At 42.6% G+C, this 20,155-nt stretch carries 28 protein-coding genes, 2 tRNA genes and 3 rRNA genes (1 of these 33 running past the window's edge); all 33 read right to left on the reverse strand.

All coding sequences use genetic code 11. The features are described from left to right. Positions 1–81 (reverse strand) — tRNA-Ser (locus tag DW930_RS10535); it reaches 58 nt to the left of the window's first position. A 43-nt stretch (positions 82–124) separates the two neighbouring features. Beyond that, positions 125–240: ribosomal RNA gene (gene rrf / locus DW930_RS07375) — 5S ribosomal RNA — on the reverse strand. A gap of 80 nt (positions 241–320) precedes the next feature. Continuing rightward, positions 321–3,223 (reverse strand): 23S ribosomal RNA (locus DW930_RS07380). A gap of 129 nt (positions 3,224–3,352) precedes the next feature. Next, a tRNA-Ala gene (locus DW930_RS07385) sits at positions 3,353–3,425 on the reverse strand. A 53-nt stretch (positions 3,426–3,478) separates the two neighbouring features. Further along, a 16S ribosomal RNA gene (locus DW930_RS07390) occupies positions 3,479–5,027 on the reverse strand. The 16S, 23S and 5S rRNA genes sit together here with 2 tRNA genes alongside, the layout of an rRNA operon. 247 nt (positions 5,028–5,274) lie before the next feature. After that, positions 5,275–6,576, reverse strand: coding sequence for a glutamate-cysteine ligase family protein (locus tag DW930_RS07395; RefSeq protein ID WP_123159677.1), 1,302 nt, complete (start codon positions 6,574–6,576; stop codon positions 5,275–5,277). Between the two features lie 197 nt (positions 6,577–6,773). Then, a complete protein-coding gene (rplQ, locus tag DW930_RS07400; protein ID WP_006595176.1) occupies positions 6,774–7,160 on the reverse strand; it encodes a 50S ribosomal protein L17 in 387 nt (128 codons plus the stop codon). Positions 7,161–7,171: 11 nt separating this feature from the next. Continuing rightward, complete coding sequence (locus tag DW930_RS07405) at positions 7,172–8,110, reverse strand: DNA-directed RNA polymerase subunit alpha (RefSeq protein ID WP_006595177.1); 939 nt, start codon at positions 8,108–8,110, stop codon at positions 7,172–7,174. A gap of 45 nt (positions 8,111–8,155) precedes the next feature. Further along, positions 8,156–8,539, reverse strand: a complete 384-nt coding sequence (gene rpsK / locus DW930_RS07410) for a 30S ribosomal protein S11 (protein WP_001118385.1) — start codon at positions 8,537–8,539, stop codon at positions 8,156–8,158. A 26-nt stretch (positions 8,540–8,565) separates the two neighbouring features. Next, positions 8,566–8,931, reverse strand: coding sequence for a 30S ribosomal protein S13 (gene rpsM / locus DW930_RS07415; protein WP_003009631.1), 366 nt, complete (start codon positions 8,929–8,931; stop codon positions 8,566–8,568). Between the two features lie 17 nt (positions 8,932–8,948). Continuing rightward, a complete protein-coding gene (rpmJ, locus tag DW930_RS07420; RefSeq protein WP_001808836.1) occupies positions 8,949–9,065 on the reverse strand; it encodes a 50S ribosomal protein L36 in 117 nt (38 codons plus the stop codon). Positions 9,066–9,088: 23 nt separating this feature from the next. Further along, positions 9,089–9,307, reverse strand: coding sequence for a translation initiation factor IF-1 (gene infA, locus DW930_RS07425; RefSeq protein WP_001029883.1), 219 nt, complete (start codon positions 9,305–9,307; stop codon positions 9,089–9,091). 116 nt (positions 9,308–9,423) lie between these two features. Next, a complete protein-coding gene (locus DW930_RS07430) occupies positions 9,424–10,062 on the reverse strand; it encodes an adenylate kinase (protein ID WP_006597039.1) in 639 nt (212 codons plus the stop codon). Between the two features lie 96 nt (positions 10,063–10,158). Then, a complete protein-coding gene (secY, locus tag DW930_RS07435; RefSeq protein ID WP_023025007.1) occupies positions 10,159–11,466 on the reverse strand; it encodes a preprotein translocase subunit SecY in 1,308 nt (435 codons plus the stop codon). Positions 11,467–11,478: 12 nt separating this feature from the next. Beyond that, a complete protein-coding gene (gene rplO, locus DW930_RS07440; RefSeq protein WP_006595181.1) occupies positions 11,479–11,919 on the reverse strand; it encodes a 50S ribosomal protein L15 in 441 nt (146 codons plus the stop codon). 145 nt (positions 11,920–12,064) lie between these two features. Continuing rightward, complete coding sequence (gene rpmD, locus DW930_RS07445) at positions 12,065–12,247, reverse strand: 50S ribosomal protein L30 (RefSeq protein ID WP_002894509.1); 183 nt, start codon at positions 12,245–12,247, stop codon at positions 12,065–12,067. A 14-nt stretch (positions 12,248–12,261) separates the two neighbouring features. Beyond that, positions 12,262–12,756, reverse strand: coding sequence for a 30S ribosomal protein S5 (gene rpsE / locus DW930_RS07450; protein WP_023025005.1), 495 nt, complete (start codon positions 12,754–12,756; stop codon positions 12,262–12,264). A gap of 17 nt (positions 12,757–12,773) precedes the next feature. Then, a complete protein-coding gene (gene rplR / locus DW930_RS07455) occupies positions 12,774–13,130 on the reverse strand; it encodes a 50S ribosomal protein L18 (RefSeq protein WP_003010871.1) in 357 nt (118 codons plus the stop codon). Between the two features lie 83 nt (positions 13,131–13,213). Beyond that, positions 13,214–13,750, reverse strand: a complete 537-nt coding sequence (rplF, locus tag DW930_RS07460; protein WP_023025004.1) for a 50S ribosomal protein L6 — start codon at positions 13,748–13,750, stop codon at positions 13,214–13,216. A gap of 187 nt (positions 13,751–13,937) precedes the next feature. Further along, positions 13,938–14,336, reverse strand: coding sequence for a 30S ribosomal protein S8 (gene rpsH, locus DW930_RS07465; RefSeq protein WP_006595183.1), 399 nt, complete (start codon positions 14,334–14,336; stop codon positions 13,938–13,940). Positions 14,337–14,516: 180 nt separating this feature from the next. Continuing rightward, complete coding sequence (locus tag DW930_RS07470) at positions 14,517–14,702, reverse strand: type Z 30S ribosomal protein S14 (protein WP_001085699.1); 186 nt, start codon at positions 14,700–14,702, stop codon at positions 14,517–14,519. A 17-nt stretch (positions 14,703–14,719) separates the two neighbouring features. Then, positions 14,720–15,262: a 50S ribosomal protein L5 gene (rplE, locus tag DW930_RS07475; RefSeq protein WP_006595184.1), complete on the reverse strand. Its 543-nt coding sequence runs from the start codon at positions 15,260–15,262 to the stop codon at positions 14,720–14,722. Positions 15,263–15,285: 23 nt separating this feature from the next. Next, entirely contained in the window at positions 15,286–15,591 is a 306-nt protein-coding gene (gene rplX, locus DW930_RS07480) for a 50S ribosomal protein L24 (RefSeq protein ID WP_006595185.1), read from the reverse strand. Between the two features lie 76 nt (positions 15,592–15,667). Beyond that, positions 15,668–16,036: a 50S ribosomal protein L14 gene (gene rplN / locus DW930_RS07485; RefSeq protein ID WP_123159678.1), complete on the reverse strand. Its 369-nt coding sequence runs from the start codon at positions 16,034–16,036 to the stop codon at positions 15,668–15,670. Between the two features lie 25 nt (positions 16,037–16,061). Then, entirely contained in the window at positions 16,062–16,322 is a 261-nt protein-coding gene (gene rpsQ / locus DW930_RS07490; RefSeq protein ID WP_000440801.1) for a 30S ribosomal protein S17, read from the reverse strand. Between the two features lie 23 nt (positions 16,323–16,345). Then, positions 16,346–16,552 carry a 50S ribosomal protein L29 gene (rpmC, locus tag DW930_RS07495; protein WP_003002350.1) on the reverse strand — a complete coding sequence of 69 codons (207 nt, stop codon included), beginning with the start codon at positions 16,550–16,552 and terminating at the stop codon, positions 16,346–16,348. 9 nt (positions 16,553–16,561) lie between these two features. Next, entirely contained in the window at positions 16,562–16,975 is a 414-nt protein-coding gene (gene rplP, locus DW930_RS07500) for a 50S ribosomal protein L16 (RefSeq protein ID WP_023024998.1), read from the reverse strand. Between the two features lie 3 nt (positions 16,976–16,978). Next, positions 16,979–17,632: a 30S ribosomal protein S3 gene (gene rpsC, locus DW930_RS07505; protein WP_006595187.1), complete on the reverse strand. Its 654-nt coding sequence runs from the start codon at positions 17,630–17,632 to the stop codon at positions 16,979–16,981. A gap of 12 nt (positions 17,633–17,644) precedes the next feature. After that, positions 17,645–17,989, reverse strand: a complete 345-nt coding sequence (gene rplV, locus DW930_RS07510; protein WP_006595188.1) for a 50S ribosomal protein L22 — start codon at positions 17,987–17,989, stop codon at positions 17,645–17,647. Between the two features lie 11 nt (positions 17,990–18,000). Beyond that, on the reverse strand, positions 18,001–18,282 hold the full coding sequence (rpsS, locus tag DW930_RS07515) for a 30S ribosomal protein S19 (RefSeq protein WP_000533766.1): 282 nt from the start codon (positions 18,280–18,282) through the stop codon (positions 18,001–18,003). Between the two features lie 102 nt (positions 18,283–18,384). After that, positions 18,385–19,218, reverse strand: coding sequence for a 50S ribosomal protein L2 (gene rplB, locus DW930_RS07520; RefSeq protein ID WP_123159679.1), 834 nt, complete (start codon positions 19,216–19,218; stop codon positions 18,385–18,387). A gap of 17 nt (positions 19,219–19,235) precedes the next feature. Continuing rightward, positions 19,236–19,532, reverse strand: coding sequence for a 50S ribosomal protein L23 (locus tag DW930_RS07525; protein WP_003009593.1), 297 nt, complete (start codon positions 19,530–19,532; stop codon positions 19,236–19,238). Then, positions 19,532–20,155, reverse strand: a complete 624-nt coding sequence (gene rplD / locus DW930_RS07530) for a 50S ribosomal protein L4 (protein ID WP_003009591.1) — start codon at positions 20,153–20,155, stop codon at positions 19,532–19,534. The genes DW930_RS07525 and rplD overlap by 1 nt, the downstream gene beginning before the upstream one ends.

Consider the following 20,155-nt stretch of genomic DNA (forward strand, 5'->3'; position numbering starts at 1 on the left):
GTGGTCTAGCTCACTGGTTCCCTGTCGTGCACTGACTTGCGTCAGTTTCGACAAAGTCGAACTTTCGTTCTCCTTAGCTGAGCTAAACTCCCAAATGAGCCTAGATCTCTCTAGACTCAATCTTGCTAAGCGACTACCATATCTCACAGGGGGCAACCCCCAACTACTTCCGGCGTTCTAGGGCTTAACTTCTGTGTTCGGCATGGGTACAGGTGTATCTCCTAGGCTATCGTCACTTAACTCTGAATGATGAACATTCAAAATTGAATACCTATATTCTAACAAAAATCTAAACGGCTGTAAATATCCTCAGTTACTTTTTGGATAAGTCCTCGAGCTATTAGTATTAGTCCGCTCCATTGCTCACACAACTTCCACTCCTAACCTATCTACCTGATCTTCTCTCAGGGCTCTTACTAACATATAGTTATGGGAAATCTCATCTTGAGGTGGGTTTCACACTTAGATGCTTTCAGCGTTTATCCCTTCCCTACATAGCTACCCAGCGATGCCTCTGGCGAGACAACTGGTACACCAGCGGTAAGTCCACTCTGGTCCTCTCGTACTAGGAGCAGATCCTCTCAAATTTCCTACGCCCGCGACGGATAGGGACCGAACTGTCTCACGACGTTCTGAACCCAGCTCGCGTGCCGCTTTAATGGGCGAACAGCCCAACCCTTGGGACCGACTACAGCCCCAGGATGCGACGAGCCGACATCGAGGTGCCAAACCTCCCCGTCGATGTGAACTCTTGGGGGAGATAAGCCTGTTATCCCCAGGGTAGCTTTTATCCGTTGAGCGATGGCCCTTCCATACGGAACCACCGGATCACTAAGCCCGACTTTCGTCCCTGCTCGAGTTGTAGCTCTCGCAGTCAAGCTCCCTTATACCTTTACACTCTGCGAATGATTTCCAACCATTCTGAGGGAACCTTTGGGCGCCTCCGTTACCTTTTAGGAGGCGACCGCCCCAGTCAAACTGCCCGTCAGACACTGTCTCCGATAGGGATCACCTATCCGGGTTAGAGTGGCCATAACACAAGGGTAGTATCCCAACAACGCCTCCATCGAAACTGGCGTCCCGATCTCTATGGCTCCTACCTATCCTGTACATGTGGCACAGACACTCAATATCAAACTGCAGTAAAGCTCCATGGGGTCTTTCCGTCCTGTCGCGGGTAACCTGCATCTTCACAGGTACTAAAATTTCACCGAGTCTCTCGTTGAGACAGTGCCCAAATCATTACGCCTTTCGTGCGGGTCGGAACTTACCCGACAAGGAATTTCGCTACCTTAGGACCGTTATAGTTACGGCCGCCGTTTACTGGGGCTTCAATTCATACCTTCGCGTTACCGCTAAGCACTCCTCTTAACCTTCCAGCACCGGGCAGGCGTCACCCCCTATACATCATCTTACGATTTAGCAGAGAGCTGTGTTTTTGATAAACAGTTGCTTGGGCCTATTCACTGCGGCTGACATAAAGTCAGCACCCCTTCTCCCGAAGTTACGGGGTCATTTTGCCGAGTTCCTTAACGAGAGTTCTCTCGCTCACCTGAGGCTACTCGCCTCGACTACCTGTGTCGGTTTGCGGTACGGGTAGAGTATGTTTAAACGCTAGAAGCTTTTCTTGGCAGTGTGACATCACTAACTTCGCTACTAAACTTCGCTCCCCATCACAGCTCAATGTTATAGAACTAAGCATTTAACTCAATTCACACCTCACTGCTTAGACGTGCACTTCCAATCGCACGCTTTAGTTAGCCTACTGCGTCCCTCCATCACTACATACTCTAGTACAGGAATATCAACCTGTTGTCCATCGGATACACCTTTCGGTCTCTCCTTAGGTCCCGACTAACCCAGGGCGGACGAGCCTTCCCCTGGAAACCTTAGTCTTACGGTGGACAGGATTCTCACCTGTCTTTCGCTACTCATACCGGCATTCTCACTTCTATGCGTTCCAGCACTCCTCACGGTATACCTTCTTCACACATAGAACGCTCTCCTACCATACCATTAAAGGTATCCACAGCTTCGGTAAATTGTTTTAGCCCCGGTACATTTTCGGCGCAGGGTCACTCGACTAGTGAGCTATTACGCACTCTTTGAATGAATAGCTGCTTCTAAGCTAACATCCTAGTTGTCTGTGCAACCCCACATCCTTTTCCACTTAACAATTATTTTGGGACCTTAGCTGGTGGTCTGGGCTGTTTCCCTTTCGACTACGGATCTTAGCACTCGCAGTCTGACTGCCGACCATAATTCATTGGCATTCGGAGTTTATCTGAGATTGGTAATCCGGGATGGACCCCTCACCCAAACAGTGCTCTACCTCCAAGAATCTTTATGTCGACGCTAGCCCTAAAGCTATTTCGGAGAGAACCAGCTATCTCCAAGTTCGTTTGGAATTTCTCCGCTACCCACAAGTCATCCAAGCACTTTTCAACGTGCCCTGGTTCGGTCCTCCAGTGCGTTTTACCGCACCTTCAACCTGCTCATGGGTAGGTCACATGGTTTCGGGTCTACGACATGATACTAAAGCGCCCTATTCAGACTCGGTTTCCCTACGGCTCCGTCTCTTCAACTTAACCTCGCATCATATCGTAACTCGCCGGTTCATTCTACAAAAGGCACGCTCTCACCCATTAACGGGCTCGAACTTGTTGTAGGCACACGGTTTCAGGTTCTATTTCACTCCCCTCCCGGGGTGCTTTTCACCTTTCCCTCACGGTACTGGTTCACTATCGGTCACTAGGGAGTATTTAGGGTTGGGAGATGGTCCTCCCAGATTCCGACGAGATTCCACGTGTCTCGCCGTACTCAGGATACTGCTAGGTATAAAGACTATTTAAAATACGAGGCTGTTACTCTCTTTGGCCTACCTTCCCAGGTAGTTCTTCTATAATCTTTATGTCCACATTGCAGTCCTACAACCCCGAAGAGTAAACTCTTCGGTTTGCCCTCCTGCCGTTTCGCTCGCCGCTACTAAGGCAATCGCTTTTGCTTTCTCTTCCTGCAGCTACTTAGATGTTTCAGTTCACTGCGTCTTCCTCCTCATATCCTTAACAGATATGGGTAACAGGTATCACCTGCTGGGTTCCCCCATTCGGACATCCCCGGATCAGCGCTTACTTACAGCTCCCCGAGGCATTTCGTCGTTTGTCACGTCCTTCTTCGGCTCCTAGTGCCAAGGCATCCACCGTGCGCCCTTATTAACTTAACCTTATTAACCTAATTTTTTCAAAAATTAGAAAACTCATTAAATATTCACAGCGTTTTCGGTTTATTTTCTTGTTACTATTTGATATAGATATTCAATTTTCAATGTTCATCCTTGGTGATCTCTCACCAATGGAGCCTAGCGGGATCGAACCGCTGACCTCCTGCGTGCAAAGCAGGCGCTCTCCCAGCTGAGCTAAGGCCCCACAAGACCTCTCAAAACTAAACAAGACCAACGTGCAGGTTTCCTTATCCTTAGAAAGGAGGTGATCCAGCCGCACCTTCCGATACGGCTACCTTGTTACGACTTCACCCCAATCATCTATCCCACCTTAGGCGGCTGGCTCCTAAAAGGTTACCTCACCGACTTCGGGTGTTACAAACTCTCGTGGTGTGACGGGCGGTGTGTACAAGGCCCGGGAACGTATTCACCGCGGCGTGCTGATCCGCGATTACTAGCGATTCCGACTTCATGTAGGCGAGTTGCAGCCTACAATCCGAACTGAGACTGGCTTTAAGAGATTAGCTTGCCGTCACCGACTTGCGACTCGTTGTACCAGCCATTGTAGCACGTGTGTAGCCCAGGTCATAAGGGGCATGATGATTTGACGTCATCCCCACCTTCCTCCGGTTTATTACCGGCAGTCTCGCTAGAGTGCCCAACTGAATGATGGCAACTAACAATAGGGGTTGCGCTCGTTGCGGGACTTAACCCAACATCTCACGACACGAGCTGACGACAACCATGCACCACCTGTCACCTCTGTCCCGAAGGAAAGCTCTATCTCTAGAGCGGTCAGAGGGATGTCAAGACCTGGTAAGGTTCTTCGCGTTGCTTCGAATTAAACCACATGCTCCACCGCTTGTGCGGGCCCCCGTCAATTCCTTTGAGTTTCAACCTTGCGGTCGTACTCCCCAGGCGGAGTGCTTAATGCGTTAGCTGCGGCACTGAGTCCCGGAAAGGACCCAACACCTAGCACTCATCGTTTACGGCGTGGACTACCAGGGTATCTAATCCTGTTTGCTCCCCACGCTTTCGAGCCTCAGCGTCAGTTACAGACCAGAGAGCCGCTTTCGCCACCGGTGTTCCTCCATATATCTACGCATTTCACCGCTACACATGGAATTCCACTCTCCCCTTCTGCACTCAAGTTAAACAGTTTCCAAAGCGTACTATGGTTAAGCCACAGCCTTTAACTTCAGACTTATCTAACCGCCTGCGCTCGCTTTACGCCCAATAAATCCGGATAACGCTCGGGACCTACGTATTACCGCGGCTGCTGGCACGTAGTTAGCCGTCCCTTTCTGGTAAGATACCGTCACAGTGTGAACTTTCCACTCTCACACTCGTTCTTCTCTTACAACAGAGCTTTACGATCCGAAAACCTTCTTCACTCACGCGGCGTTGCTCGGTCAGGGTTCCCCCCATTGCCGAAGATTCCCTACTGCTGCCTCCCGTAGGAGTCTGGGCCGTGTCTCAGTCCCAGTGTGGCCGATCACCCTCTCAGGTCGGCTATGTATCGTCGCCTTGGTGAGCCGTTACCTCACCAACTAGCTAATACAACGCAGGTCCATCTGGTAGTGGAGCAATTGCCCCTTTCAAACAGCTGTCATGCAACAACTGTTGTTATGCGGTATTAGCTATCGTTTCCAATAGTTATCCCCCGCTACCAGGCAGGTTACCTACGCGTTACTTACCCGTTCGCAACTCATCCGCTCGGTGCAAGCACCAAGCTTCAGCGTTCTACTTGCATGTATTAGGCACGCCGCCAGCGTTCATCCTGAGCAAGGATCAAACTCTCATTAAAATAATTGTTTGTCTTAAACTCATTCTGTCACTGACAGATTTATTGTTTTTTTATTGTTCAGTTACTATAACTTCCGTTATAGTGCCCTGCACATTGGTTCGTCTTGTTCAGTTTTCAAAGGTCTTTGTCGCTCTCGCGCGACAACTATATTAGTATATCACGACCAATAAATCTTGTCAATATCTTTTTTCTATTTTTTAAAATTTTTTGTTGTTTTTTTGATTTTAAAAAAAGAAATGCTGTTAAATCAGCATTTCCCAAGCTCTTTTATGATTTCTTCGAGATAAACCTCTTCTTGGTTTCCACGATCCATCAATCCTCTTTTTGATATTTTTAACAGATCTAACGAATATTGTTTAATTTTCACCAATTCACTTTCAGTTAACTGTTTTTTCGAATATTGCCTTCTTAATTCTTTCGGATTTTCTTTACTAAAATCAAAAACTATATTTTGAGCTAAATACTCGTTTAATTCTTTGATATTATGATGCAATCCGACATGAAATGCAATTGGTGCAAATGTTTTATGTAATGGTTGAGTACAAACACTTCTATATTCGATGGTTCCTCTTGTTGTTAAATCTTGAAAATGGTAGCTTCTATGATTCTTTAGGTCCTCTTCTTGCGGTTTTATTTCTTGTCTAGTTCTATCTAAGCGATAGGCTACTATTTTTTCTTTTGCGAGATAATCCTCTACTCTAATAGGTTCGAAATATAAGATTTCATTCTCACGATAAACATAAAACAAGGCTGTCTTCGCTAAATATTCTAGAAAGTCCTTTTCATTTATGAACGCTTTAGGGTTCACACCAACATTTTCCTGATAATAGCCATGCATGGAATCTTCCCAGAAAATATCTCTTGAGATCTTCGTATCCCAGTCTTCTCCATCGAAAATGGAATTAGCAAACAGATATGCTTTTGCTGGCTCTACCTTATTCATCGCATTAATTATTTCCAAGTAATTCGTTCTTGAAACATCTAATTGTACTTGATTGCCACAAATAAAGGTTCCATAGTCTGGATAATGATGGAATCGATGATTAGGATCTTGTCCAGATAGTTGTAAGAATTGAATCAGCATTTTATAACGATCAATTTTTACAGGTTGATTATCGTTTATTCTCCAATAAGGATGAAGGCCACGTCCTTCAATTTGATGTTGTTTCTCTCTTAAAAATGGTTGAATGATGCTTAAATAGTGATTAAAACGTCTTTCAACTTCTTGAATTGTTTTAGCTTTTTCAAACGCAAATTCAATGGTATTGTAGGATAACTCGAATACAATTTGATCTTTATTTATTTCATGTTGTAACTGGACTGGATTCCCATCTTCATCTTGTTTAATCGCAATAAAGTCTTCAACTTCTTGCAGATGCTTAAAAAGAGCTTTTGTAACCAGTACATCCGTTTTATTCCCCATTGTATTTACGATTGGAAATTCGAGTTCAACCCCAATGTACTGCTCTGGATTATCTTTTAGCGAGGCAAGGTAACGCTTTGCCAATAATTGTTGGGTAAGTGTTTGTGATTTTTCTTTTACTGTCATAACTCTTCTATTATATCAAAAAAACGCCTGCTTACGAAATTGTTTTAAATTAAAGCAATTTCGTAAACAAGCGTCTACCATTTACCTCAATATGATGAGTGTTACCGCTAGGATAAATCCTAGCGGCAGACCAGAGCTAGACTAAGAAGAACCGTTTAGTCCTTCCAACATCATAACACTCAACAAAATTGATGATTTTATACTAATTCGATAATTGCCATTGGCGCAGCATCCCCACGGCGTGGTTCAGTTTTAAGGATACGAGTATATCCACCATTGCGCTCAGCATAACGTGGTGCAAGTTCAGAGAACAATTTTTGAAGTGCAGTTGTTTCTGAATATTTACCAGTTTCTTCATCAAAGTTTTGTGATGCAACTTCGTTACGTACGTAAGCAGCTGCTTGACGACGTGCATGCAAGTCACCACGTTTACCTAAAGTAATCATTTTTTCAACTGATTTACGGATTTCTTTTGCACGTGCTTCAGTTGTTACGATTGCTTCATTGATGATAAGATCTGTTGTCAAATCACGAAGCATTGCTTTACGTTGTGAGCTAGTGCGTCCTAGTTTACGGTAAGCCATGTATTCCTCCTCTATTTATCGTTTTTTAGCCCAAGGCCTAAATCGGCAAGCTTAACTTTAACTTCTTCGAGACTCTTACGTCCAAGGTTACGAACCTTCATCATTTCTGGTTCAGATTTTTCTGTTAAATCATACACAGTGTTGATACCGGCACGTTTCAAACAGTTATATGAACGGACAGAAAGATCTAATTCTTCGATGGTACGTTCTAATACTCGATCATCTGATGCTGTATCTACTTCCTTCATTACATCTGTCGCAATTGCGATTTCTGTTAAGTTAGTAAAGAGGTTAAGGTGCTCTGTCAAAATACGAGCAGATAAACCTAAGGCATCTTCTGGAATAATTGTTCCATTTGTTAAAATTTCAAGGGTTAGTTTGTCAAAACCATCGTTGCTACCAACGCGAGCTGGTTCAACTTGGTAATTAACTTTTGTCACTGGCGTATAGATTGAATCTACTGCAAGTGTACCAACTGGTGCATCATCTTTTTTATTCTGATCAGCTGGAACATAACCACGACCGCTATTCACAGTCAAAGTTGCTTTAAAGCTTGATCCTTCACCGATTGTAAAAAGATAATGATCAGGGTTTACAATTTCAATGTCACTATCCGTAAGAATATCTCCAGCAGTTACTTCTGCAGGACCTTCTACATCAAGCTCAATAATCTTTTCGTCTTGGACGTAAGATTTTACAGCGATCCCTTTAACGTTAAGAATGATTTGCATAACGTCTTCGCGGACACCTGGAACTGTATCAAATTCGTGCAATACACCTTCAATATTAATTGAAGTAACAGCAGCACCTGGAAGTGAAGCCAATAATACGCGACGAAGAGAGTTCCCCAGTGTTGTGCCATAACCACGTTCAAGTGGTTCTACTACAAATACACCGTAATCTTTATTTTCATCAATTTTTGTTATATTTGGTTTTTCAAACTCAATCATTTGCTATACTCCCTCTGAAACGAAAAGCTGTGTAATTGTTGATGATTATACACGGCGACGTTTTGGAGGACGAGCACCATTGTGTGGCACAGGAGTCACATCGCGGATTGCAGTAACTTCAAGACCAGCAGCAGCAAGAGCACGAATAGCAGACTCACGACCAGAACCAGGACCTTTAACAGTAACTTCTACTGATTTAAGACCATGTTCTTGAGCTGATTTTGCAGCAGCTTCTGAAGCCATTTGTGCAGCAAATGGTGTAGATTTACGAGAACCTTTGAAACCAAGAGCACCTGCAGATGACCATGCAATTGCGTTACCATGCACATCAGTAATCATAACAATTGTGTTATTAAATGTTGCGTGAATATGAGCAATACCTGATTCGATATTCTTTTTCACACGACGTTTACGTGTTGGTTTAGCCAAGATTTTTACCTCCTTATTTTATTTTCTTATTTTTTCTTACCAGCAATCGCAACAGCTTTACCTTTACGAGTGCGAGCATTGTTTTTAGTGTTTTGTCCACGAACAGGAAGTCCACGACGGTGACGGATACCACGGTATGAACCGATTTCCATCAAACGTTTAATGTTCAAGTTCACTTCACGACGAAGGTCACCTTCTACTTTAATTGCGTCAACTTCACGACGGATAGCATCTTCTTGATCTGGTGTAAGGTCACGAACACGAATATCTTCAGAAACGCCTGCAGCAGCAAGAATTTTCTTAGATGTTGGAAGTCCAATACCGTATACATAAGTCAATGAAATTACTACACGTTTGTCATTTGGAATGTCAACTCCAGCAATACGAGCCATGTTTTCTCCTTTCTATCTTATCCTTGACGTTGTTTGTGTTTTGGATTTGCTGGGCAAATTACCATAACACGACCATTACGACGAATTACTTTACAGTATTCGCAAATTGGTTTGACCGATGGTCTTACTTTCATTTTTATCCCTCCAAGTTTTTCGATTATTTAAAGCGGTATGTGATACGTCCACGTGTCAAATCGTACGGACTCATCTCCACTGTAACACGATCTCCCGCTAAAATACGAATATAGTTTTTACGAATTTTACCAGAAACTGTTGCTAAAATCTGATGTCCATTTTCAAGTTCAACCGTAAACATAGCATTCGGCATGGTATCAACTACCTTGCCTTCTACTTCAATCACATCGTCTTTTGCCACGCAAAAGTACCTCCATAAATTTCGATTCATTCCTCTGAGCACAGAGGTAACAATTATAAGTCAGACTAATTTATTGTATCACTTGTTATCAATTATTGCAAGCAACTAAAACGTTTTTATTTCAAATTCTCTAAGACTTTTTGGATATCCTTAAAGACGTCGTTAATATCTTGGTTTCCTTCGATATCATGGACTAAACCTTTTGCACGATAATGAGCAAGAATCGGCTCACCTTGAGCGATATTCACATCCAAGCGGCGTTTAACCGTTTCTGGTTTATCGTCCTCACGTTGGTAATAGTCTTCTTCCTTGTAATCAGCTGGTGGGTTGAATACTTTATGGTAGGTTTCACCTGTTTCACGGTGAATAATGCGACCGCTCAAGCGTTCAAGAAGGCAAGATGGATCCACTTCGATGTTGATTACACCCTCAAGTTCAAGGCCAAGATCTACCAAAATTTGATCCAAAGCATGTGCTTGTTCAATCGTGCGAGGAAAACCGTCTAAAAGGAATCCTTTTTCCTTAATATCGTCTTGAGCCAAACGTTCTTTTACAATCCCGTTGGTTACATCATCCGGCACCAATTCACCTTTATCGATGAATGATTTTGCCAACACACCCATTTCGGTTTGATTGGCCATTGCAGCACGGAACATATCCCCTGTTGAGATATGTGCAACTTGAAATTGTTCCACAATTTTAGCTGCTTGCGTCCCCTTACCTGCTCCAGGCAATCCCATGATTAATAAATTCATAATCATTTGCTCCTTATTTTGTTTTTAAATAAGCCTGTTACAATTTAACAAACTTATTCAAAAACAAAATAGAAGGTTGACAATGTCAACCTAATTCTATTCTGTTGTATCCATGAAACCAATGTATTTGCGTTTCAATAAGTAACCTTCTAATTGTTTCATTCCCTCAATACCAGTCGAGATGATGATCAAGAGACTAGTTCCTCCGAGAGCAACTGTATCTGTCAGACCAAAGATATCCCGAGCAAGGATTGGAATAATGGTGATAAATCCAAGGAATAGAGAACCGACCGTAGCCAAACGTCTAAGAAGACGTGACATGTAGTCTTCTGTTCCCTTACCAGGACGCACACCTGGAATGTAAGCACCACTCTTTTGTAGATTTTCCGCAGTTTTTTCTGGGTTAATCTGTACAAATGTGTAGAAGAAAGTAAACAAAATGATTAGCAAAGCATACATTGCTACACCAGTAGGTGTATTGGTTGCTAACATAGATTGTGCTGTTCGAACCCATCCAGCATTGTAACCCATGGCACTAATGACCTGGAAAATTGCTGCCGGTGCAGCCGTGATCGAACTAGCAAAGATGACAGGAATAACTCCAGCTGGGTTTACCTTCAATGGAAGATATGAGCTAGATGGTGCTCCTTGTGCAATCTTTGTGTATTGGATTGGAATTTTATACTGAGCTTGTTCCACAAAGGTTGTGAAGTAAATAATCACTAATACCGCTAAGATTAACAGACCTACGAAAATTAGTGAATTAGTCAATTGTCCAGAACGAACGTTAACAAATGAATCTTCATAAACACCTTTGATCATCTCTGGAATTGAAGAAACAATCCCCGCAAAGATAATCATAGAAACACCGTTTCCGTATCCTTTGTCTGAAATCTGTTCTCCTAACCAGGTCACAATCATCGAACCTGTCGTTAAAATTGCACCAATTAAGATGTAGGTTTCAACGTTTGGTGTCGACACTAATTTAGCCTGTGACAAGGTGTGGAAAGTAGCTGTAATTCCAATGGATTGAACGAAAGCTAGAACCAAAGCGATATAACGTGTTGCCTGATTCAACTTTCTCCGTCCAACTTCTCCTTGTTTCCCCCACTCAACAAACTTTGGAAGCAAGTCCATTTGAAGGAGCTGAACAACGATGGAAGCCGTGATGTAAGGACTCACCCCTAGGGCAAAGACAGAGAAGTTTCTCATGGCATTCCCTGACACCAAGCTCATCATATTCAAGAAGGAAACATCTTGTAAGTTGTTAAGGATTTTCGCATTCACACCAGGAACCGTAATCGTGGTTCCGATTCGAAAAACAAGTATGATAAAAATGGTAAATAAAATTTTTGATCTTACTTGTTTTACCTTAAATGCATCTTTTAATAATTTAAAGAACATAGGTCACCCCTCTTAGATGACTTCTACTGAACCACCTTTAGCAGTGATAGCTTCTTCAGCTGATTTAGAGAATTTAGCTGCCTTAACAGACAATTTCTTAGTCAATTCCCCGTTACCAAGAATTTTAATCCCTGATTTTTCAGCTTTTACAATACCTGCTTCAACAAGTACAACTGGTGTTACTTCAGCACCATCTTCGAAGACGTTCAACTGATCAAGGTTTACAATAGCATATTCTTTAGCGTTGATGTTTGTAAATCCACGTTTTGGAAGACGACGGAACAATGGAGTTTGTCCACCTTCAAAACCAAGACGTACACCGCCACCGCTACGAGCTTTTTGACCTTTTTGACCACGGCCAGAAGTTTTACCATTACCAGATGAAGTACCACGACCAACACGGTTGCGGACTTTACGTGAACCTGCAGCAGGTTGTAATTCATGAAGTTTCATTATTTAATTTCTCCTCTTTTGTAAATTGCTAACGCATGCAATCAGGAAAAGGTGTCCCGACTACAAACTCGCCTATACTTATATTTAGTTTTAGGGGATGAGAAATTTCCCATACCCCTGAAAACCTTGTTCTATTATAAATAGATTATTTTACTTCTTCAACTGTTACCAAGTGAGATACTGCAGTGATCATTCCACGTACTGCTGGGTTATCTTCTTTAATAACAGAGCTGTTCAATTTGCCAAGTCCAAGTGCTACAACAGTTTTACGTTGTGACGGGATGCGTCCGATTGGAGACTTAGTCAAAGTAATTTTAATTTGAGCCATTTGAATCTCCTTTCTTAAGCCAAGTCAGAAACTGAAATACCACGAAGGGCAGCAACTTCTTCAGCACGTTTCAATTGTTTCAAACCTTCAACAGTTGCACGAACAATGTTGATTGGAGTGTTTGATCCAAGTGATTTAGATGTTACATCTGCAATACCTGCCAATTCGACAACGGCACGAACTGCACCACCTGCAGCAACCCCAGCCCCTTCGACAGCTGGTTTCAACAATACACGAGCTCCACCAAATACTGATGTTACTTCGTGTGGAATTGTTGTTCCAACCATAGGAACTTCAATCAAGTTTTTCTTAGCATCTTCTACTGCTTTACGGATTGCTTCTGGTACTTCTTGAGCTTTACCTGTACCAAAACCAACACGTCCGTTACGGTCACCAACAACTACAAGAGCTGCAAAGCGAAGACGACGTCCACCTTTAACAACTTTTGTAACACGGTTGATGGCAACTACACGTTCTTCAAGTTCAACTGCATTGTCTTTAAATGCCATTTTCTAGTGTCCTCCTATTAGAATTTCAATCCGTTTTCACGAGCTGCATCAGCCAAAGCTTTAACACGTCCGTGATATAGATATCCACCGCGGTCGAACACCACTTCAGAAATACCTTTAGCAACTGCACGTTCAGCAACAAGTTTGCCGACAACAACGGCTTGTTCAGTTTTAGTTCCTTTTGAAACTTCTTTGTCAAGAGTTGAAGCGCTTGCGAGCGTTACACCCGCTACGTCATCAATTACTTGAGCGTAGATGCCTGTATTAGAACGGAATACGTTCAAACGTGGGCGATCAGCAGTTCCAGAGAGTTTTCCGCGAACGCGACGGTGGCGTTTTTGACGGATTTTATTTTTATCTGGTTTCGAAATCACAATTTTCACCTCTTAATTTTAAAATCATGTGCTAAGCACTGAGTTGGAAAATAGGTGGGTGGTTGATAGACAACCACTCAACATTATTTACCTGTTTTACCTTCTTTACGGCGAACGAATTCACCAACGTAACGGATCCCTTTACCTTTGTAAGGTTCTGGTGAACGAAGGCTACGTACGTAAGCAGCTGTTTGACCAACTACTTCTTTTGAAATTCCGCTGATAACGATAGTCGTTGGGTTTGGAAGTTCAAAAGTAATTCCTTCTGGAGCTTCAACTTCGTCTGGGTGAGATTTACCAACAGCCAAGACAAGTTTGTTTCCTTGAAGTTGTGCACGGTAACCAACCCCGCGCATTTCAAGTTCTTTCTTGAATCCTTCTGATACACCAACAACCATGTTGTTCAAAAGGGCACGAGTAGTTCCATGGATGGTTTTCATTTCTTTTGAATCGTTTGGACGGTGAAGAGTTACTTCAGTACCTTCCACACGGATTTCAATATCTTTTGAGAACTCACGAGTAAGTTCTCCTTTAGGTCCTTTTACAGTTACTACGTTGTCCTTGTTAGTGAGTTCAACACCAGCAGGCAACACGATAACTTTATTACCAATACGTGACATGTTTTTATTCTCCTGTTAAATTGTCAGGCCATGACGGCCAGTTTTCACGGGGTTTAAATCTTTTTGATTTAAAAAATAATGTTTAGGTCTCAATTTCTAAGTGAATCGAGGCATCGTCTCGCAGGCATAACTTTGAGTTAGGCAAGAGACGATAACGAAGAGTCACAACGAAATTGGGAGCTAAATATTACCAAACGTAAGCGATAACTTCTCCACCAACGTTCTTTTGGCGTGCTTCTTTATCAGTAAGCAAACCTTCAGAAGTTGAAAGGATAGCAATTCCAAGTCCGTTAAGAACTTTTGGAAGATCTTCACGTTTTTTGTAAACACGCAAACCTGGTTTAGAAACACGTTTCAAGTTTGTGATAACTTTTTCACCGTTTGCTCCGTATTTCAAGAACACGCGGATGATTCCTTGTTTGTCATCTTCGATCACTTCAACGTTTTTCACAAAACCTTCGCGTTTAAGGATTTCAGCAATCCCTTTTTTGATGTTTGATGCAGGTACTTCAAGTACTTCGTGTTTTGCTTGGTTAGCGTTACGAATACGAGTTAGGAAGTCTGCGATTGGGTCAGTCATAACCATTTTATATTTCTCCTCTTACTAGTAGTTTGAAATTTTCACTTGCTAGTTAATGATTGAGCTAAGCTCAAAATATGTTTCTCGGTTTCAATTCCTAAGTGAGTCTAGGCATCTGCTTGCAAGCATAACTTGAGTTAGGCAAAAGCAGATAACGACGATTCACGACGGGATTGAAAGCTAGAATTACCAAGATGCTTTAGTGACACCAGGAATTTGTCCTTTGTATGCCAATTCACGGAAGCAAACACGGCAAAGTTTAAACTTGCGGTAAACTGAGTGTGGACGTCCACAACGTTCACAGCGAGTGTATGCTTGAGTAGAGAACTTCGCTGGGCGTTTGTTCTTAGCAATCATAGATTTTTTAGCCATTAGTTTTACCTCCTATATTATTTTGCAAACGGCATACCAAGGCCAGTAAGCAATGCACGTGATTCTTCGTCTGTGTTCGCAGTAGTTACGATTACAATATCCAAACCACGAGTTTTATCAACATCATCAAAGTTGATTTCTGGGAAGATCAATTGCTCTTTCACACCAAGTGTGTAGTTTCCGCGTCCGTCAAATGATTTTGTTGGAACACCGTGGAAGTCACGAACACGTGGAAGTGAAACTGAAACCAATTTGTCCAAGAATTCGTACATACGTTCGCCACGAAGAGTTACTTTCGCACCGATCGCTACACCTTCACGAAGACGGAAGCCGGCGATTGATTTTTTAGCTTTTGTGATAAGTGGTTTTTGACCTGAGATCAATGCCAATTCTTCAGCAGCTTTCTCAAGGTTTTTAGCGTTAGAAACAGCATCTCCAACACCCATGTTCAAAACGATCTTATCAACTTTTGGCACTGCCATAACTGATGAGTAGTTAAATTGTTCAGTCAAAGCTGGAACTACTTCATTAAGGTATTTTTCTTTTAAACGATTAGCCATTATACTTCTCCTTTCCTTCGTGATTAGTCAAGCACTTCGCCTGATTTTTTGTTATAACGAACTTTTTTGCCATCTACGAATTTGTAGCCAACACGTCCAGCAACTCCGTTCTTGTCCAAAACTTGAACGTTTGATACATGGATTGGAGCTTCTTTTTCAATGATAGCACCTTGAGGGTTTTCGTTATTTGGACGTTGGTGTTTCTTAACAAGGTTTACACCTTCAACAACAACTTTATTTACTTTTGGAAGAGCAGCAACGACTTTAGCTTCAACACCTTTGTCTTTACCAGCAATTACACGAACTTTGTCGCCAGTTTTTACAAACATTTTATTCTCCTTTTATTCTTACGCCCAATGGGCACCCTGGCCGTTGAGCCAGGGGACTGTGTTTGTGATTTTTAAATTAAAGTACTTCTGGAGCAAGTGATACGATCTTCATGAAACCACCGTCACGCAATTCACGAGCAACTGGGCCGAAGATACGAGTTCCGCGAGGAGTTTTGTCGTCACGGATGATCACTGCAGCATTTTCGTCGAACTTGATGTATGAACCATCTTTACGACGAGCACCTGATTTAGTACGAACGATAACAGCTTTTACAACGTCACCTTTTTTAACCGCACCACCAGGAGTAGCTTGTTTTACAGATGCCACAATAACATCACCGATGTTTGCAAATTTACGTCCTGAACCACCAAGAACTTTGATAGTCAAGATTTCGCGAGCACCGCTGTTGTCTGCGACTTTCAAACGAGTTTCTGTTTGAATCATTTCAGTTTTCTCCTTTCAGGTTTGATTAGATGATGACCGCTTCTTCAACAACTTCTACAAGACGGAAGCGTTTTGTAGCTGAAAGCGGACGAGTTTCCATGATACGAACGATATCGCCTTCTTTGGCAACATTGTTTTCATCATGAGCTTTGTATTTCTTAGAGTAGTTAATACGTTTACCATAGACTGGGTGGTTACGTTTAGTTTCAACTACAACTGTGATTGTTTTGTCCATTTTGTCAGACACAACACGTCCAACAAGAACTTTACGATTATTGCGTTCCATTGAAATTCTCCTTCCCTAGTCTATTATTTAGCTTCTGATTGAACAGTTTTGATACGAGCGATTTGTTTTTTCACTTCTTTCAAACGTCCAGTTTGTTCCAATTGACCAGCAGCCGCTTGGAAACGAAGTTCAAACAATTCTTTCTTCAATTCATTTTCACGCTTCGCGAGTTCTTCTTGAGAAAGACCACGAAGTTCTTTAACAAATTCTTTTACTTCTGTAAGTTTCATGACCTCTCCTTATTTTGCTTCACGTTTTACGAATTTACATTTAACTGGCAATTTGTGGCTTGCAAGACGAAGCGCTTCGCGAGCAATCTCTTCAGATACACCAGCAACTTCAAACATTACTTTACCACGTTTAACTGGTGCTACCCAACCTTCAGGTGCCCCTTTACCAGATCCCATACGTACCCCGATAGCTTTAGCGGTGTATGATTTGTGTGGGAAGATCTTGATCCAAACCTTACCACCACGTTTCATGTAACGAGTCATGGCAATACGAGCAGCTTCGATTTGGCGGTTAGTGATCCAGTGGCTAGTTGTAGCTTGAAGACCGTATTCACCGAATGATACTTCTTTTCCACCTTTTGCTTCACCGCGCATTTTACCACGGAATTCGCGACGGTGTTTTACACGTTTAGGTACTAACATTGGTTATTTACCTCCTTTAGCGTCTTTACGAGCTGGAAGAACTTCACCACGGTAGATCCATACTTTAACACCAAGTTTACCGTAAGTTGTATCTGCTTCTTCCCAAGCGTAATCGATGTCTGCGCGAAGTGTGTGGAGTGGAACTGTACCTTCAGAGTATCCTTCAGCACGGGCGATATCTGCACCGTTCAAACGACCTGATACTTGAGTTTTGATTCCTTTAGCTCCAGCGCGCATAGTACGTTGGATCGCTTGTTTTTGAGCACGACGGAAAGCCACACGTTGTTCCAATTGACGAGCAATTCCTTCACCAACAAGGTGAGCATCCAAGTCAGGACGTTTGATCTCGATGATGTTGATGTGAACTTGTTTACCTGTCAATTTGTTAAGAGCTGCACGAAGTGCATCGACGTTTGCTCCACCTTTACCGATAACCATACCTGGTTTAGCAGTGTGAAGTGAAACGTTAACTTTGTTTACTGCGCGTTCGATTTCAATAGTAGAAACCGCTGCGTCAGCCAATTCTTTTTGAATAAATTTGCGGATTGCAAGATCTTCATGAAGGTAATCCGCGTATTCTTTTTCAGCATACCATTTGGCATCCCAATCACGGATGATGCCGACACGCATTCCAATTGGATGTACTTTTTGACCCACGATGTTACCTCCTTATTTTTCTGTCACAACCACTGTGATGTGGCTTGTGCGTTTGTTGATCGGTGAAGCTGAACCTTTCGCACGTGGACGGAAACGTTTCATCGTTGGTCCTTCGTTTGCGAATGCTTCAGATACTACCAAGTTTGCTTTTTCCAAACCAAAGTTGTTTTCAGCGTTTGCTACTGCTGAGTTCAACACTTTCAAGATGATTTCAGCTGCTTTGTTTGGAGTGAATTTTAAGATTGCTACTGCATCGGCTACGCTTTTACCACGGATGTTGTCAAGAACAAGACGTGATTTACGAGGTGAAACACGCACTGTACGAGCCATTGCTTTAGCTGAAGTAATTTCTGCCATTTATGTTCTCCTTATTTTCTACGTGTCTTCTTGTCATCTGCAGCGTGACCTTTGTAAGTACGAGTTGGTGCAAATTCACCAAGCTTGTGACCTACCATGTCTTCTTGGATGTAAACAGGTACGTGTTTACGTCCATCATAAACTGCGATAGTGTAACCAATGAAACTTGGGAAGATCGTTGAACGACGTGACCAAGTTTTGATAACTTTTTTCTTTTCATCGTTAGCTTGAGCTTCAACTTTTTTCATCAAATGCTCATCGACGAAAGGTCCTTTTTTAAGACTGCGTCCCATTTTAATATTTTCTCCTTTAAATATAGTACCACAGCGGCTTGCGCTCACAAGGAGCGCTACCGAGCTGGCGGATCATCTAGCGCTTAAGCGACTAGTTCTAAATTATTTTTCACCGCGACGACGTACGATAAGTTTGTCAGATTTCGCTTTCTTGTTACGAGTTTTAAGACCAAGAGCAGGTTTGCCCCATGGAGTAGATGGCGCTTTACGACCAACTGGTGCTTTACCTTCACCACCACCGTGTGGGTGATCATTCGGGTTCATTACAGAACCACGAACTGTTGGACGGATACCTTTCCAACGGCTACGACCAGCTTTACCAAGGTTTACAAGTCCATGTTGTTCATTTCCGACAACACCAACTGTAGCACGGCAAGTACCAAGGATCATACGAACTTCGCCTGATTGAAGACGAACAAGAACATATTTACCTTCAGCACCCAATACTTGAGCAGAAGCTCCAGCAGCACGTACCAATTCTCCACCACGACCTGGTTTCAATTCGATGTTGTGGATCAAAGTACCAACTGGGATGTTAGCAAGTGGAAGAGCGTTTCCGACTTTGATATCTGCTTCTGGACCTGAAACGATACGTTGACCAACTTCAAGACCTTTTGGAGCGATGATGTAAACTTTCACACCATCAGTGTAGTGTACCAAAGCGATGTTTGCAGAACGGTTTGGATCGTACTCAATTGTTTTTACAACTGCTTCAACGTTATCTTTGTTACGTTTGAAGTCGATCAAACGGTAATGACGTTTGTGTCCACCACCTTGGTGACGAACTGTGATACGTCCGTTGTTGTTACGACCTGCTTTGCTCTTCAATGAAACGAGCAAAGATTTCTCTGGTGTGCTTGTTGTGATTTCAGCGAAATCCAAAGAAGTCATATTACGGCGACCGTTTGTTGTTGGTTTATAAACACGAATTCCCACGATATTTCCTCCTTAGATTATTCAGCTTCAGTAGCGAACAACTCGATTGCTTTTGAATCAGCTGCAAGCGTGATGATAGCTTTTTTAGTTTTTGAAGTAAAACCAGTGTAACGTCCAACGCGTTTTGCTTTAGGTTTTACGTTTACAGTGTTCACATTCGCAACTTTCACACCTTCAAAGGCAGCTTCAACAGCTTGTTTGATTAAAAGTTTGTGAGCGCGAGTGTCAACTTCGAATACATATTTGCCTGCTTCAAGTTGAGCCATTGACTTTTCAGTGATAACAGGTTTTTTGATAACATCATACAAATTCATTATGCAAGAACCTCCTCGATTTTAGAGATAGCTGCTTGAGTAACAAGAAGTTTGTCACTATTTGCGATGTCAAGAACACTTGCAGTTGTAGCAGTCGCAACTTTCACGTTTGGAAGGTTACGAGCTGAAAGAGCTGCGAATTCGTTTCCTTCTTCAAGAATAACAAGGACTTTAGAATCGATGCTCAAAGCTGCAAGAACTTTTGCAAATTCAGCAGTTTTTGGAGCTGTAAATTCAAGAGAATCAACGGCTACAAATTTGTTTTCAGCAACTTTTTCTGAGTAAACAGATTTAAGCGCAAGGCGACGAACTTTTTGAGGAAGTTTGTACGCATAGCTACGTGGAGTTGGTCCGAAGACGATTCCACCACCACGCCATTGTGGAGACCGGATAGAACCTTGACGAGCACGTCCAGTTCCTTTTTGACGCCATGGTTTGCGTCCACCACCTGAAACGGCAGAGCGGTTTTTAACTGCGTGAGTTCCTTGACGAAGGCTAGCACGTTGGCTGATGATTACATCAAATACAACTGCTTGGTTTGGTTCGATGCCAAAGATCGCATCGTTAAGAACAACTTCGCCCGCTTGTTTACCAGTTTGGTCGAATAATGTTACATTTGCCAT

It is taken from the genome of Streptococcus sp. AM43-2AT, assembly GCF_003603405.1.
Lineage (GTDB): Bacteria > Bacillota > Bacilli > Lactobacillales > Streptococcaceae > Streptococcus > Streptococcus ilei.